Origin of the sequence: Nocardia sp. NPDC057440 (assembly GCF_042802915.1) — a bacterium.
GTDB lineage: Bacteria > Actinomycetota > Actinomycetes > Mycobacteriales > Mycobacteriaceae > Nocardia.
On the sequence record NZ_JBHVDF010000009.1, the window covers coordinates 183,693 to 197,412 of the forward strand.

Below are 13,720 nucleotides of genomic sequence, written 5' to 3' on the forward strand. Positions count from 1 at the left end.
CGCACAGTGTCTAAACTGCTGGACGAGCAGTGTTCGTCTCGAGAGCAGAGGTGCCGGGTGCGTCGAATTCATCGTTGCTGGCCGATCGCCGCACTGGTCGCCGTCGCCTGCGGTGGGGTCGCTACCCCTGCTACCGCCGAGCCGATCGCCGCGTGCGCCCCCGCGCGGGCCGCAACCGCGGTGCCCGCAGGTGTTCCGATCCTCGACTGGTCGGAGAACGTGGGCTATGACGCGCAGGGCAACCTGTGGGTGTCGCGCCTCTACCGCAATGAAGTCCAGCGCTACGACAGCTCGGGCGCGCTGACCGCGCGAGTTCCCGTCGAATACCCGGGTGCGGTGCGTCAAGGACCCGACGGACTGCTCTACGTCGTCTACGGCGATTCACCCACCAGCGTGTTGCGACCGGGCGGTGTCGTGCGGTTCGACCCCACCGCTGCCGACCCGAAGCCCGAGACGTTCGTTTCCGGTTTCACCATGCCCAACGGGGCTGCCTTCGATCAGGCGGGCAATCTCTATGTGGCGGCCACCTCCGGTGTGATCCGTGTCCGCAGGGACGGTGTCGTCGATACCGAGTGGACCGCGCGGGCCACCACGGCCACTGCCAACGGCATCGTCGTTCGTGATCGCTCGCTCTATCTGACGTCGAACGGCAATCCACTCGGTCGTGTGCTGCGCATGTCCATCGACGATCCGTCCGTCCGATCCGTCGTCGCCGACCTGTCCTCGACGCTGCCCGGCATTCCCGACTTCGCCGACGACCTGGTCGACCGGGACGGCATCCTGTACGTCACCACCATCTCCGGCCAACTGGTCCGTATCGACCCGGACACGAACGCCGCCTGCACCGTGCTCACCGACCAGCCGATGACCTCGGTCGCGGCCGTGCCCGGTCATCCCGACGAACTGCTTGCCGGCACCGAGGGCGGCGCGATCCTGCGCATCCGGCTCCCGCGCTAGCCGCGAGTACTCGCCGGGGCGGCGAGGTCAGCCGATCGGCGTCCACGGTGGCGCCGGGCTTTTCGCGCCGGGGCCGGGACGGACCTCGATGTCGTGCGGGTGTAGCTCGCCACCGCAGCAATCGCACACCACTTTGGCGTGCGTCACTTCGCCGCAGGTGCGGTGCACCAGTTCTGTGGGGGCGCCGTTGATCAGGCCCGTGTGCTTCTCGCCCCAGGCGAGGATGGCGGCGACGACCGGATAGAGATCCATTCCGGCGGTGGTGAGGTGGTATTCGTGCAGGGCGCGCTGCGGGCCGGAGGCGTAGACGCGGCGTTCCATGATGCCGAAGGCGACCAGGCGGTTGAGCCGTTCGGTCAGGATGTTTCGTGCGATGCCGGTTTTGCGCTGATAGTCCTCGAAGGTGCGGGCGCGGAAATAGGCTGCGCGCAGGATGGCAATCACCCAGCGCTCACCGAGAACCGCTCCGGAGCGTTCGATCGCGCAATTACTCGCCAGCAGATCGTCGTGTTTCATCGCCCCCAGCCTATCCGTTGCAAATTGCAACGACGCCGCTTAGCGTCTACGCATGTTCCAAAGACGCGCGCTGGCGCTAGCGGCCATCTGCGGGAGCGCGTTTCTCGCCTTCCTCGACACCTCGATCGTCAACGTGAGCTTTCCCGACATTGCGGCCTCCTACCCCGCGGCCAGCCGGGCGCAATTGAGCTGGGTGCTCGACGCGTACTTCATCGCCATGGCCGCGTTGCTCGTTCCCGCGGGTGGGCTCGCCGACCGGCTCGGACACAAGCGCGTGCTGCTCTGGGGGATAGGCCTTTTCGTCATCACCTCGATCGCGTGTGCATTGGCGCCGAACTGGCAGCTACTTGTCAGCGCCCGCTCGCTGCAGGGCGTGGCCGCGGCCGTCATCGCGCCGGTCTCGTTGGCGCTGCTGCTGCCCGAGTTCCCCTCGGAGCGGCGGGCCGCGGCCGTCGGGATCTGGGGCGCGGCGGCGGCGCTCGCGGCGGGGGCCGGACCGCCGCTGGGTGGTCTCCTCATCGAGATCGCGGACTGGCGCTGGATCTTCCTGATCAACATTCCGGTTGGGCTGCTGATTCTCGCCGCGGGTCGATCCGGGCTCCGCGAAAGCAAGGACGACAACGCGACCGCCCTGCCCGACCTGATCGGCGCGGTGCTGTCCGCGGCCGGACTCGGGCTGCTCGCGCTGGCGATCATCCAGGGCGACAGCTGGGGTTGGGACAGCCTCGATACGGTGGCCTGCTTCGTCGCCGCGGCGGTGCTGATCGGCTGGCTGGTGCGTCGGTGCCTGGTTCACCCGCAACCGGTGGTCGACCCGGTGCTGATGCGGATACCGAGCTTCGCGATCGGCAACGTCGGCACCTTGTTGTTCGCCGTCGCCTTCTTCTCGATGATCCTCGGCAACATCCTTTTCCTCACCGGTGTCTGGCAATACAGCATTCTGAAGGCGGGTTTGGCGGTGCTGCCCGGCCCGTTGGTGACCACCGTGGTCGCCATCCCCGCGGGCCGCATCGCGGACCGGTACGGCCACCGAGCGGTGATCGTCCCCGGCACCATCGTCTATGCCATCGGCCTACTCGTCCTACGCGGCAGCGGGGCCGAGCCCGACTTCCTCGGCACCTGGCTCCCCGGCCAGTCGCTGGTCGGCATCGGTATCGGGCTGGCCTTCCCAGCCCTCGGCGCCGCCTCGCTAGCCAATGTCCCGGCCGACCGCTACGGCTCCGCCAGCGCGGTCGGCGCCGCCTTCCGCCAGTTCGGCGCAGTGCTCGGCACCGCCATTCTGATCGCCATCATCGGCTCACCGATCACCTTGCAGGCCGCACTGAACGCCTCGCACCGAGCCTTCCTGCTCGGTATCTCCGCGGCGCTCGCCGCAGGCGTCGTCGCGTTGGCGCTGCGTCCGACACGGGTTCAGGAGTCGGTTCCGGCGGCGGTGTCGTCATGACCGCAAGCGCCGAATATCGTGCCGCCACAGCGGAATAAGTGTTGTCCCTGGAAGTCGGGTCTACCGTCACTGTCTGGTGATCAGCTCAGGATCGCGCACTGACGCAAGCCGAATCGTCACATCGAAGCGACGAGGCCGACCATCGGCGCGAGATCAGCCACTGGTGTCGGATGACGACCGCGTAGCCGGGTCCGCATCACTCCGTGATGGCTGTGGTGATCCGGGTGCGGATAGTGCGCAGGTGTGCGACCAAGGCGGGTGGCTCGTGCACCTGGAAGTCGACGCCGAGTCCGATCAGGCGGTGTGCCAACCACTCCGGCGAGTCGTCGCGGGTGGCCTCGAGCAGGCAGGAGTCGCGATCGATCGCGGCTAGGTCGCCCAGGGTGTCGCCCAGTCGGCCCGCGACCTTTCCGGCCGGTGCGTGGATTGTCACGCTGACGCGGTAAGTGGGTGTGCCCCAATCGGTTCGGCGTCCGGCCACATACGCGGCGGGATCGGCGGCGGGAAGTTCGCGTGGGGTGCAGCGCGCGCCGGTGGCCTGTGGGCGTTCGATCCGGTCGAGGCGGAAGACGCGCCAGTCGTCACGTTCCATGTCGTGGGCAACGAGATACCAGCGGCGGCGGGCGGCGACGAGCCCGGCCGGTTCCACATGGCGGCGGGTTGGGGTGCCTGCGCCGCTGCGGTAGGCGAAGCGCACTCGCTCCCTGTTGGCTACGGCCGAGGCCAGTGTCGTCAGCACGTCCGGGTCGACGGAGGGGCCGTCATCGTTCGGCAGCGTCATCGCGGCGCCGAGGACCCGAACTCGCCTGCGCAATTTCGCGGGGAGCACCTGCTCCACCTTGGCCAACGCGCGCACCGACGCCTCCTCGATGCCCGCGACGGCGTATCCGGCGGCGGCGCGCAGTCCGACCGCGATGGCGACCGCTTCGTCGTCGTCCACCAGCAGCGGCGGCATCGCGGTGCCCGCGACCAGCCGGTAGCCGCCGAGCGCGCCCATCGTCGCTTCGACCGGGTAGCCGAGGTCGCGCAACCGCTCGATATCGCGGCGCACGGTGCGATCGGTGACGTTGAGCCGGTCGGCCAATTCGCTGCCCGGCCATTCGCGAGGCGTCTGCAGCAGCGAGAGCAGCCGCAGCAGGCGAGCGGGGGTGTCGTTCATGATTTTCAGGATTCCAGATAACTAGGACATAGATAGTCCTATATGAATCCTACCGTTGATCACGAACCGAACGACTGACCGGCAAGGAGCCCTCCTGATGGAAAACGACCGCACGGCCATTCGCCCCTTCCGCATCGACATCCCGCAGGCGGATGTCGACGACCTGATCGAACGGCTTACGCGCACCCGCTGGTCGGCCCAGCTGCCCGGCGTCGGCCGGGAGCGCGGAGTCCGTGTCGACTACCTGAAGGAACTGGCCGAATACTGGCGCACCGGATTCGATTGGCGGGCACAGGAAGCGGCGCTGAACGAGTTCCCGCAGTTCGTCACCGAAATCGACGGCCTCGACGTGCATTTCCTGCACGTGCGCTCGCCCGAACCCGGGGCGCTCCCGCTGATCCTCACCCACGGCTGGCCGAATTCGTTCGTGGAGTTCACCAAAACTATTGGGCTGCTGACCGATCCGCGCGCACACGACCTCGATCCCGCGCAAGCGTTCCACGTCGTGATCCCCTCCGTCCCTGGTTTCGCCTTCTCCGAAGCGCCGCACGATACCGGCATGACGGTGCGCCGGGTCGCCGAGATGTGGGTGACGCTGATGGACCGCCTCGGTTACCAGCGCTACGGCACGCAGGGCGGTGACCTCGGTGCCTACGTCGCGCCCGAAATGGCGATCGCCGCGCCCGATCGGGTGATCGGGGTGCACATCGACGGCGGCATCGGGATGCCGACCGAGGCCGATGTGCCGACCATGTCCACCGACGAACGCGCCGAATGGGATCAGATGCAGCAGTGGATGTCCGGGGGTATCAACCACCACGTCCTATTGCGCTCGGCCCCACAGACTTTCGCGCACGCCTGGACCGATTCGCCGGTCGGCCTGCTGGCCTGGCTCATGCAGAAGTTCGACGAATTCACCCCGCTGGCAGACCGGGCCGAAGACGTCATGGACCGCGACCATCTGCTGACCAACATCAGCCTGTACTGGTTCACCAACACCGCGGGCACGTCGTCCTGGCCGATGTACAACGGTGTCGACGGCAACGGCGGGTTCACCTGGCCCACCGGTCAGCAGCTGGTCCCCACCGGCGTCTACGCCGGCGGGTCCGCCCTCATGCGCCGACTTGCCGAGCGCGACAACATCATTGCGCACTGGCCGGAAGGCAACACCGGCAACCATTTCATCCCGATGGAACTTCCGGACATGCACGCCGCCGACGTCAGTACCTTCTTCGCGAAGCTGCGCTGAGGGCAATGAATTCGGGTGCGGTCACCGCACGACCGCACCCGAATTGCTACGCGGGCAACGAGATCGGAGTCGGGCGGTTCGCTGATCGACCGTGCCGCGCTCGACTCGATCGACGCTTGTGTGAGCATCGGGACAGCGGCCGCGGCGATGCCTGGGAGCTGGAGTCAGCGGGGGGCGGGCTGCGCAGCGCCCGGGTCCGACGGCGTTTCGCCGGGGGCGGCGGGCGCGGCCGGAGCGGGCGCGGGGGCGTTGGGCACCGTGAACATCCCGACCGTCGGGGTCATCACGCAGTGCGCGCCCGGGTAGTCGATGATGCCCCACATCGAGGCGAGGACAGTGCCCGATCCGCTCGCCACGGCCTTCGACAGTGTCGGCAGGCCGTATTCGGTCCTGTCGTCGAGCATGTCGAGACCGCTGGCGCCGGTATTGATGTTGATCCAGGCCACCGTCAGTCCGGAGGCCAGTGGCGAACCCGAGTGCGCGGGCGTTGCGCTGAACCGGAGGGTGCCCGGGCTGGGGTTCGCGCCCTCGTTCGGGGTGGGCCCGTTGGCGGTGGCCGCGGCGATGATGGTGGTGATGGGGCCGTTGCTGCCGCAGCCGAAGGTCGGCGCCGCGTACGCGAACGGAATGAATGTGCCCGCGACGTGCCGCAGTTCTGCGACGTCGACGAGCTTGGTGTACTGCTGTAGGGCGCCGACACCCGCCTGCGCGGCCGTGTCGGTTCCCGCGGTGCCGCTGAGCTGGGCGAGGCCGATGTCGACCGGCGAGGGCGCGACCGGTTCGGCCGTCGCGGTCCCGGTGAGTGCCAGCACCGCACCGATGCCGAGGGAGGTCACTGCCGCGGCCGCGCGTGCGATGGGTCTGCCGTTCACTCGTTACTCCTAGATACCGATCCCCAGGGTTCCCCAACCCACGCCCAGCAAGGTACCAGCTCGTTGTTTCCGTCGCCGAGCTAGCCGGTGGCGGTGGGCGGGCGAGTGCGTGTCCTCCCGCTGTGACCCAGTAGGCAATGGGAGATTACCGGAGGGTAGGTTTGACTCGGACGTACGAGACACACCGGGAGATGTGTATGAAAATCAGTCTGTCCCCCGACGAGGTGGCCTTTCGCGATGAGCTGCGAAAGTTCTACCGGACCGAGATCCCCGAAGACATCCGTGAGCGCGTGAAATACGGCCGCGAACTGTCCCGCGACGACATCGTCACCGCGCACAAAATCCTCAACGACCATGGCCTCGCCGTGCCGAACTGGCCGGTGGAGTGGGGCGGCAAGGACTGGACGCCGATGCAGCGCCACATCTGGCAGGACGAAATGCAGCTGGCCTCGGTGCCGGAGCCGCTGACGTTCAACGCCCAGATGGTCGGCCCGGTGATCGCGCAGTTCGGATCGCAAGAGGTCAAGCAGCGCTTCCTGCCTGCGACCGCGGCACTGGACATCTGGTGGTGCCAGGGCTTCTCCGAGCCCGACGCGGGTTCGGACCTGGCCTCGCTGCGCACCACCGCGGTGCGCGACGGCGATTCCTACATCGTCAACGGCCAGAAGATCTGGACCACGCTCGCGCAGTACGCGGACTGGATCTTCTGCCTGGTGCGCACCGATCCGAACGCGCCGAAGAAGCAGGCGGGCATTTCTTTCCTGCTGTTCGACGTGAAAAGCCCCGGTGTCACCGTCCGCCCGATCAAGCTCATCGACGGCGGCTACGAGGTGAACGAGGTCTTCTTCGAGAACGTCCGAGTGCCCGCCGATCAGCTGGTCGGCGAGGAGAACATGGGCTGGACCTACGCCAAGTTCCTGCTCGGCAACGAGCGCACCGGCATCACCGGTGTCGGCCGCACCAAGGTCAAGATCGGTGTGGCGAAAGACTATGCGCGCCAGACCAAGTCGGGCTCGGGCACGCTGCTCGAGGACCCGGTCTTCGCGGCGCGGATCGCCGAGCTGGAGAACGAACTGCTCGCGCTGGAGATCACCCAGCTGCGCGTGGTCTCCAACTCCGTCGAGGGCAAGCCGAATCCGGCCTCGTCGGTGCTGAAGCTGCGTGGCTCCGAGCTGCAGCAGGCCGCCACCGAATTGCTGCTCGATATCGCGGGCCAGGACGCGGTGCCGGTCGACGCCGACGACATCGCCTCGCCCGGCTGGGCGCAGCGCAGCGGCCCCGGCTACCTGAACTACCGCAAGACAACCATCTACGGAGGTTCGAGCGAGGTGCAGCGCACCATCATCGCCTCCACGATCCTCGGATTGTGAGGCGACACCATGGATTTCGAACTCACCGATGAACAGGTCATGCTGCGTGACACCGTCCGTGATCTGCTGGCCCGCAACTACGATCCCGAATCCCGGCTCAAGGTCACCGACACCGAACTCGGCTGGAACCGCGATGTGTGGCGTCAGCTCGCCGAGCTCGGCGTGCTCGGCCTGAGCTTCACCGAGGAGGACGGTGGCGTCGGCGCCGGGCCGGTGGAGACCGACCTCGTGCTGGAGGAGATCGGCCGCAGGCTCGCACCGGAGCCGATCCTGGACGCGGTGCTGGTGCCGGGTGGCTTGATCGCCAGGGTCGGCAGTGCCGAGCAACGGCAGCGGATCCTGCCCGAGGTGGTCGAGGGCAATAAGCTGCTCGCCTTCGCGCATGCCGAGCCCGGGGTGCGCTGGCCGTCCACCGAGCTGGGCACGACTGCGACGGCGCAGGGCGATTCCTACGTGCTGACCGGCATCAAAAACCCGGTGCCGCATGGCGACTGCGCCGATGAGCTCGTGGTGAGCGCCGTGCTGCCCGGTGGCGGTGTCGGTCTGTTCCTGGTCGGTCCCGACGCCGCCGGCGTGGTTCGCAAGTCCTACCGGACGGTGGACGGCCGGCGTGGCGCACAGCTCGAGTTCGACAAGGCGCCCGCGGAATTGCTCGGTGACAACCTCGACGCCGCGTCGGCGATCGAGTCGACCACCGTGCACGCCCAGGCCGGGCTGTGTGCGGAGTCCATCGGCGTGATGGAGGAGGCGCTGCGGCTGACCGCCGAATATCTGCGCACGCGTAAGCAGTTCGGTGTCACGCTGTCGAAGTTCCAGACCCTGACCCAGCGGGCGGCGAACATGTACGTCTCGCTCGAGCTCGCGCGCAGTATGAGCCTCTACGCGACGGCATCGCTGGCGGACGGTGGCGATGACGCGGTGGTCGCGTCGCGGGCCCGGTTGCAGGTCGGCCGGGCCGCACGGCACGTCGGTCAGGAAGCGATCCAGATGCACGGCGGCATCGGTGTCACCGCGGAATACCCTGTCGGCCACTATGTTGCCCGGCTCACCGCCATCGAGCGCACGCTCGGCGGCGGCTTCGAGCACTTGCGGGTGCTGACCGCGGGGGTCGGCGAATACGACCTGGCCGAGCTCTAGAAACCGGATGACGGTGCGTGGGCCGTGAGCTCACGCACCGTCACGGGTTATCGGATTACTCGCCGCCGCCCGATGGCTCGGCGGCTGGTGTCGTGGCCAGCGGCGGCGTCGGTTCGGCGGGCGGTGTCGTCGGTGCGACCGTGGGTGGCGGCGCGGTCACCGGTTCGGGGGCCTCGGTCGTGACGATCGGTGGTGGCGGCAGCGGACTGGTGTCGGCCCGCAACGTCGTCGTCCGAGGCGCCCGGGTGGTCGATTCCCCCGGCCCCGCCGTCGGCGGCACGGTGAAAGCCACATCCCTGCGCGGTGCGTTGGGGGCGACCTTCCAGGTCGGTGAGGGCGGAATGAAGACCTTCGGCACCGTCACGCTGGAGCCTTCCCGCATCGTCGGTGCGGCATCGGCGGCAGACTTGATCGGCGGTGGTGGGACATAGGTGTCGTGTTTACCGACACCACAGGCGCCGATCAGGACGAGTCCGAGGGAGACCGCGCCCGCGGCGATCGCCGGACCGGCGATCTTGGTCCTGCTGCTCTCCATCGGTGACACTCCTCGTGCGTATCGAGTCGGGCTCACACTAATCGAGTCCGGGCGGCCCGGCCACAGGTGAGAAATTGCTGGCGATGCGCCGAACACGCGCATCTTAAACATCTGTAATTCAGATATCGAATTGATCTACTTTGCGTGTCGCGGGCACGTGTCGCGGATGAACCACGTCCCGTGGCCTAGCGTGTGATCAAAGTTACGCGTGAGACGCCTGTATCCAGATGAGAGACGCGCGGTGCGATTTGCGCGACAGCAACACTCTGATCGGCGTCATCGAGGAGTAGATGATGGGAGCTTACTCGACAACTCCGCTGCATGCCTCGTCGGCAGCCGCTGAACCAGCGGCCCCGGCAACGGCGCAGCATATGGTGTCGAACCAGCCAGTGCACACCCTGTCCACGACTCTGTCGCGGATATCGGGCTGGCTGATTTTCGTCGGCGGAATCGTCGGGGCTGTCCTCGGCATTGCCGGCTTACATGTCGAAATCACGGTTGCCGGACTGATTCTGGCGTGCACAGCGGGTCTGGTCCTGCTCAAGCTTCGCGCCGAAGGCGCGCGAGTGGGCGAAACCGGCTGAAACCCCGACGTATCGGTATCGGTATCGGTATCGGTGCGGTGTGCGGTCGCGAGAATCGTGAGCGCGCATCACGTTCGGAGCTCTAGCCTGATCCCATGAGGATCGAGATCACCACGGACCCCGCGGAGTTCCGATCGCGGACCGAGACGTTCCTGCGCCGTGACCCCCTGCGGCACACAGTGATCACCACCGGTGCCGTCAACTCCGCCAGTGGTTTGGACGGCTCGAACGCGCCGTCGCGTTTCCTCTCGGCGCACGCCGAGGACGGCACGGTGCTCGGTGTGGCGATGCGCGGTGCGGGTCGCGACCTGTACCTCGGTGAGCTCGCCGACGGCTGCGTGGACGCCGTCGCCGAGGCGCTTGCCGAGATCGCTCCCGACGCAGGCGGAGTCGAAGGGGCCATCTCGACCGCCACCCGGTTCGGCGACCGCTGGAGTGCGATGCTCGGCGTCGGGTATCGGCACGCTTACACCACTCGCCTGTATCGGCTCGGCACGCTCCGGTTCCCCGCGGCCGCCGGTTCGCCGCGCCGCGCGGTCGAATCCGACACCGAACTGTGCCTCGCTTGGTCGGCGGCCATGCAGGTCGAGTCGGGCATGAGCCCAGCGGGGTGGAACGCGACGCTCGTGGGCAAGCGGATCGCGGCGGGGCGGTGGTGGCTATGGGAAAACGAGGGCAGGCCGGTCTCGTTGGCGGCCCATCAGGCGCCCGTGTACGGCTGGTCCCGCATCGGCCCCGTCTACACCCCGCCCGCCGACCGCTGCCATGGTTACGCCGGCATTCTCACCGCTCATGTGGCGCACACGCTGCGCGCCGAGGGCATCGACGTCTGCCTTTTCGCCGATATCGACAACCCCACCTCGAACAAGATCTATCGGGCCATCGGTTTCGAGCCGGCCGGTGAATTCGTGCACTACGCATTCACCTGATAGCGACTGCGCACTAGTCCCCAATCCTGGGGAACCTATTGTTATCGGGTTAACTCGATTGGGTGAGTTGCGATTTCGGGGTAGCCCCGGCCGCCGACGTCGATACCGCCCTCGACGCACTCGAGCGGTACCGGCAGATGTGGGCTCATCCCTACAGCGGTGCCGTCTCGCCTGATGTGTGTGAGTTCGTGGCCGAGGCCAACGGCCGCACCAGTGCCGACGATCTGGTCGTCACCATTGCGGACTCCCGCGGAGCGGTCCTGCGCGCCACCGGGCCCGGCCGCAACCGGCACCTGCACACCGTGCTGGAGCTGACCAAGGATCGCGACCTCGCGGTGCTGGATGTGCAGACCGGGCATCTCTACGACCCACGTGGCCACGTCGACGTCATGGTCACCGTCGGTGACGGGCGGACGCTGCCGTACCTCACCGCCCCGCTGCTGGAAGACCTCGTGGTCGCGGGAACCGATCCGGACGACCCCTTTCTGGTCGTGGCGCGCGACGACGACAACTACATCGGGGCGCGCCGCTACGAGTGGGTCTACGAACTCGAACACCGAGCCGGATCCGAGGCGGAGCATTTCCGGGTGTACACCACCATGCACACGGTGGTCCGTTCCGTCCTGTGGGCGTGGGCCTGCGGCGACCCCTCGTGGTCCATCGCGCTGCCGTGGCGTCGGGTCGACCCGGGATCGCCCGGGATCGAGGTGGCCTCGGGAGCGGAGATTCTGCTGGACGAACTGTCGTCCATGACAACCGGGCTGACCGTCGACAGACTCGCGCTGCTCGATACCTTCCTGTCGATGCGCGCCACCAGGGTGCCGACCCTGGATCCGGAATCGCACCTCCCGGACGACGATGCGGCACAGTAGAAATCGGCCGTGAATGCGGGGAGCCGCAGGAACATCGCGGCTCCCCGCATCGCCACCGCTAGTCGGTGCCGAGCGCCGTGCCCGCACCGACGGTGCGCCCGCCCTCGCGGATGACGAAGCCGAGGCCCGGCCCGAGCGGAACCGAGCGACCCGATCGCATGGTCAGTTCGACCGTGTCGCCCGGGATCGCCGTCCCCACCCCTCACCTGTGCCGAGCAGTAGCCCTCGGATGCGAACGGTTTTCGCGTCAGTTCAGCGGCGCCGTGCGCCACCAGCGCATGGCCTTGTCGATGCTGCCCGCGAGACCGTCGGTGTACATGGCGAATTGGGCGCGATCCTTGTCGCCGGTGAAGACGGTGATGATCTTGGGCCCGTCGTTCGTGTACTTGTAGTTCGTGTACGACATACCGCCGTTGGTGTCGGTCGACTTGGTATTCGTCGGCAGGGCGTCGACCATGGCCTGCACGTCCGCGGCGGATTCGTAGACGAAGATCGTGTAGAAGGGGTCCGAGTTGGCGGTCTCACCGCCGCCGTAGCAATCCCACTCGTAGAGCCATTTGCCGAAATCCGGTGAGCCGGTGGTCGGCGGTGACGGCGAGGTCGAATCGGCCGCGATGCAATGGGCGCCGTTGTAGCCGGTGTCGCCGGACTTGGACGTAGGCACCATGCGCCCGAATTCGGTGCTGATCGCTTCGATGCTCGGGGTCACCGTGCCGCGGTTGCTCGACGTGGACGACGTGGATGTGCTGGTGCTGCTGGTCGACGACGAATCGTCGGTGACCGCTCCGATAATGCCGAGCGCCACCACGATCAGCACCACCACGCCGACGCTGATCCCGATGATGAGTCCGGTGTTGGACTTGTGTCGCGGCGGTTGACCATGTGGGATCGGCCGCACGCCACCACCATTCGGCGGTCCGGGTGGTGCGTGGAATCCGAATGTGGGCTGCTGGTACGGGTTCGGCTGCTGCGGGGCGGGGCCGGTCTGCACAGGCGGCTGCGCGTGCGTGCGCGGTGGGGTGTTGGCGACGGGTGGTCCGGTCAGCGGGTGTGCCCCGCTCGTGCGCGGACCCGGCCCGTTGGCCACCGGAAACGGTGTTCCCGTCACGGGAATCGGCGGTGCGGTCTGCGGGCGAGGTCCGCCGGTCAGCGGAACGGCGGGCCCGGTGATGGGGCGCGGCCCGCCGACCACCGGCATCGACGGCACGCTCGGATTGGTGAGGGCGTGGCGTGCGGCGGCCGCGAACTCCGAACAGGAGGCGTACCTGTCCTCCGGCCGCTTGGCCATAGCCCTGGCGAGCACGCTGTCCAGCGCGTAGGGCAGTCCGGGGCGGGCGCTGCTGAGCGCGGGCGGCGCGGCCTGCAGGTGTCCCTGGATCACCGCGGCCGGGTTGGTCGCGGCGAAGGGGCCGGTGCCGGTGAACAGCCAGAACATTGAGCAGGCCAGCGAATACTGATCCGATCGATGGTCGAGTGTGGCGCCGGTCAGCTGCTCGGGTGAGGCATAGGCGAGCGTCGCGGTGAAGGTGCCGGTCTGGGTGAGATGGCCGGTGTCGTCGCGCAGCCGGGCGATGCCGAAGTCGGTCAGGTACACCCGTTCGCCGCGGCCCGCGCCCGAGCGAGCCAGCAGGATGTTCGCGGGCTTCACGTCGCGGTGCAGCACGCCCATGCCGTGGGCGTAGTCGAGCGCGTCCGCGGTCTCCTTGATGATCTGCACCGCCCGCTCCGGCGGCAGTGTCTTGGGATCCACCGACGCGGCGTCGATGCCGTCGACGTACTGCATCGAGATCCACAGCTGCTCGTCGTCGAGGCCGCGGTCGTACACCGTGACGATATTGGGGTGATCGAGCTGGGCGACCAGATCCGCCTCCCGTTCGAACCGCGCCCGCACCTCCTTGTCGAAGAACATCTCCCTGTTCAACAGCTTCAGCGCCGTCATCCGCGGTAGCCGCGGATGTTTCGCCAGGTAGACCGAACCCATGCCACCGCGACCCAGTTGCCGATCGATGACATAGCCGGCGAAAACGTCACCGCTGGCCAGCATGTCTGCTCCACTTCCCGCCGCACATCGGGACCCACCGATGTGTAGACGTACG

The 13,720-nt window shown here is 67.5% G+C and carries 14 protein-coding genes; 8 read left to right on the top strand and 6 right to left on the bottom strand.

The window, feature by feature from the left end:
* The first annotated feature begins 57 nt into the window (after positions 1-57).
* Positions 58-957 carry an SMP-30/gluconolactonase/LRE family protein gene (locus ACFU4Z_RS20365; protein ID WP_379065150.1) on the top strand — a complete coding sequence of 300 codons (900 nt, stop codon included), beginning with the start codon at positions 58-60 and terminating at the stop codon, positions 955-957.
* A gap of 27 nt (positions 958-984) precedes the next feature.
* Here the strand turns inward: ACFU4Z_RS20365 and ACFU4Z_RS20370 are convergent, their stop codons facing one another.
* Entirely contained in the window at positions 985-1,473 is a 489-nt protein-coding gene (locus tag ACFU4Z_RS20370; protein ID WP_379065152.1) for a winged helix-turn-helix transcriptional regulator, read from the bottom strand.
* A 52-nt stretch (positions 1,474-1,525) separates the two neighbouring features.
* Between ACFU4Z_RS20370 and ACFU4Z_RS20375 the strand changes: the two genes are divergently transcribed.
* Positions 1,526-2,917, top strand: a complete 1,392-nt coding sequence (locus ACFU4Z_RS20375) for an MFS transporter (protein WP_379065154.1) — start codon at positions 1,526-1,528, stop codon at positions 2,915-2,917.
* A 196-nt stretch (positions 2,918-3,113) separates the two neighbouring features.
* Here the strand turns inward: ACFU4Z_RS20375 and ACFU4Z_RS20380 are convergent, their stop codons facing one another.
* Complete coding sequence (locus ACFU4Z_RS20380; RefSeq protein ID WP_379065156.1) at positions 3,114-4,076, bottom strand: helix-turn-helix transcriptional regulator; 963 nt, start codon at positions 4,074-4,076, stop codon at positions 3,114-3,116.
* A gap of 97 nt (positions 4,077-4,173) precedes the next feature.
* Between ACFU4Z_RS20380 and ACFU4Z_RS20385 the strand changes: the two genes are divergently transcribed.
* Positions 4,174-5,325, top strand: a complete 1,152-nt coding sequence (locus tag ACFU4Z_RS20385) for an epoxide hydrolase family protein (RefSeq protein WP_379065158.1) — start codon at positions 4,174-4,176, stop codon at positions 5,323-5,325.
* 164 nt (positions 5,326-5,489) lie between these two features.
* Here the strand turns inward: ACFU4Z_RS20385 and ACFU4Z_RS20390 are convergent, their stop codons facing one another.
* Positions 5,490-6,197, bottom strand: a complete 708-nt coding sequence (locus ACFU4Z_RS20390; protein WP_379065160.1) for a hypothetical protein — start codon at positions 6,195-6,197, stop codon at positions 5,490-5,492.
* Positions 6,198-6,394: 197 nt separating this feature from the next.
* On the opposite strand from ACFU4Z_RS20390, the gene ACFU4Z_RS20395 reads away from it, so the two are divergent.
* Complete coding sequence (locus ACFU4Z_RS20395; protein WP_379065162.1) at positions 6,395-7,567, top strand: acyl-CoA dehydrogenase family protein; 1,173 nt, start codon at positions 6,395-6,397, stop codon at positions 7,565-7,567.
* A gap of 9 nt (positions 7,568-7,576) precedes the next feature.
* Positions 7,577-8,704 carry an acyl-CoA dehydrogenase family protein gene (locus tag ACFU4Z_RS20400; RefSeq protein ID WP_379065164.1) on the top strand — a complete coding sequence of 376 codons (1,128 nt, stop codon included), beginning with the start codon at positions 7,577-7,579 and terminating at the stop codon, positions 8,702-8,704.
* 55 nt (positions 8,705-8,759) lie between these two features.
* Here the strand turns inward: ACFU4Z_RS20400 and ACFU4Z_RS20405 are convergent, their stop codons facing one another.
* The gene (locus ACFU4Z_RS20405; RefSeq protein WP_379065166.1) at positions 8,760-9,239 is read right to left on the bottom strand and encodes a hypothetical protein; all 480 of its coding nucleotides are present in this window, start codon (positions 9,237-9,239) and stop codon (positions 8,760-8,762) included.
* Positions 9,240-9,610: 371 nt separating this feature from the next.
* On the opposite strand from ACFU4Z_RS20405, the gene ACFU4Z_RS20410 reads away from it, so the two are divergent.
* The 3 genes from ACFU4Z_RS20410 to ACFU4Z_RS20420 all read left to right on the top strand — a co-directional run bounded on the left by ACFU4Z_RS20410 (position 9,611) and on the right by ACFU4Z_RS20420 (position 11,624).
* On the top strand, positions 9,611-9,823 hold the full coding sequence (locus ACFU4Z_RS20410) for a hypothetical protein (RefSeq protein WP_379065168.1): 213 nt from the start codon (positions 9,611-9,613) through the stop codon (positions 9,821-9,823).
* 95 nt (positions 9,824-9,918) lie between these two features.
* Entirely contained in the window at positions 9,919-10,752 is an 834-nt protein-coding gene (locus ACFU4Z_RS20415) for a GNAT family N-acetyltransferase (RefSeq protein WP_379065170.1), read from the top strand.
* A 62-nt stretch (positions 10,753-10,814) separates the two neighbouring features.
* Positions 10,815-11,624, top strand: coding sequence for a hypothetical protein (locus ACFU4Z_RS20420; RefSeq protein WP_379065172.1), 810 nt, complete (start codon positions 10,815-10,817; stop codon positions 11,622-11,624).
* Positions 11,625-11,682: 58 nt separating this feature from the next.
* On the opposite strand, the gene ACFU4Z_RS20425 is transcribed toward ACFU4Z_RS20420, so the two are convergent.
* Both ACFU4Z_RS20425 and ACFU4Z_RS20430 read right to left on the bottom strand, forming a co-directional pair.
* Positions 11,683-11,823 (bottom strand): hypothetical protein, encoded by a 141-nt coding sequence (locus ACFU4Z_RS20425; RefSeq protein WP_379065174.1) that lies wholly within the window; start codon positions 11,821-11,823, stop codon positions 11,683-11,685.
* A 48-nt stretch (positions 11,824-11,871) separates the two neighbouring features.
* Entirely contained in the window at positions 11,872-13,668 is a 1,797-nt protein-coding gene (locus ACFU4Z_RS20430; RefSeq protein ID WP_379065176.1) for a protein kinase, read from the bottom strand.
* Positions 13,669-13,720 lie beyond the last annotated feature (52 nt).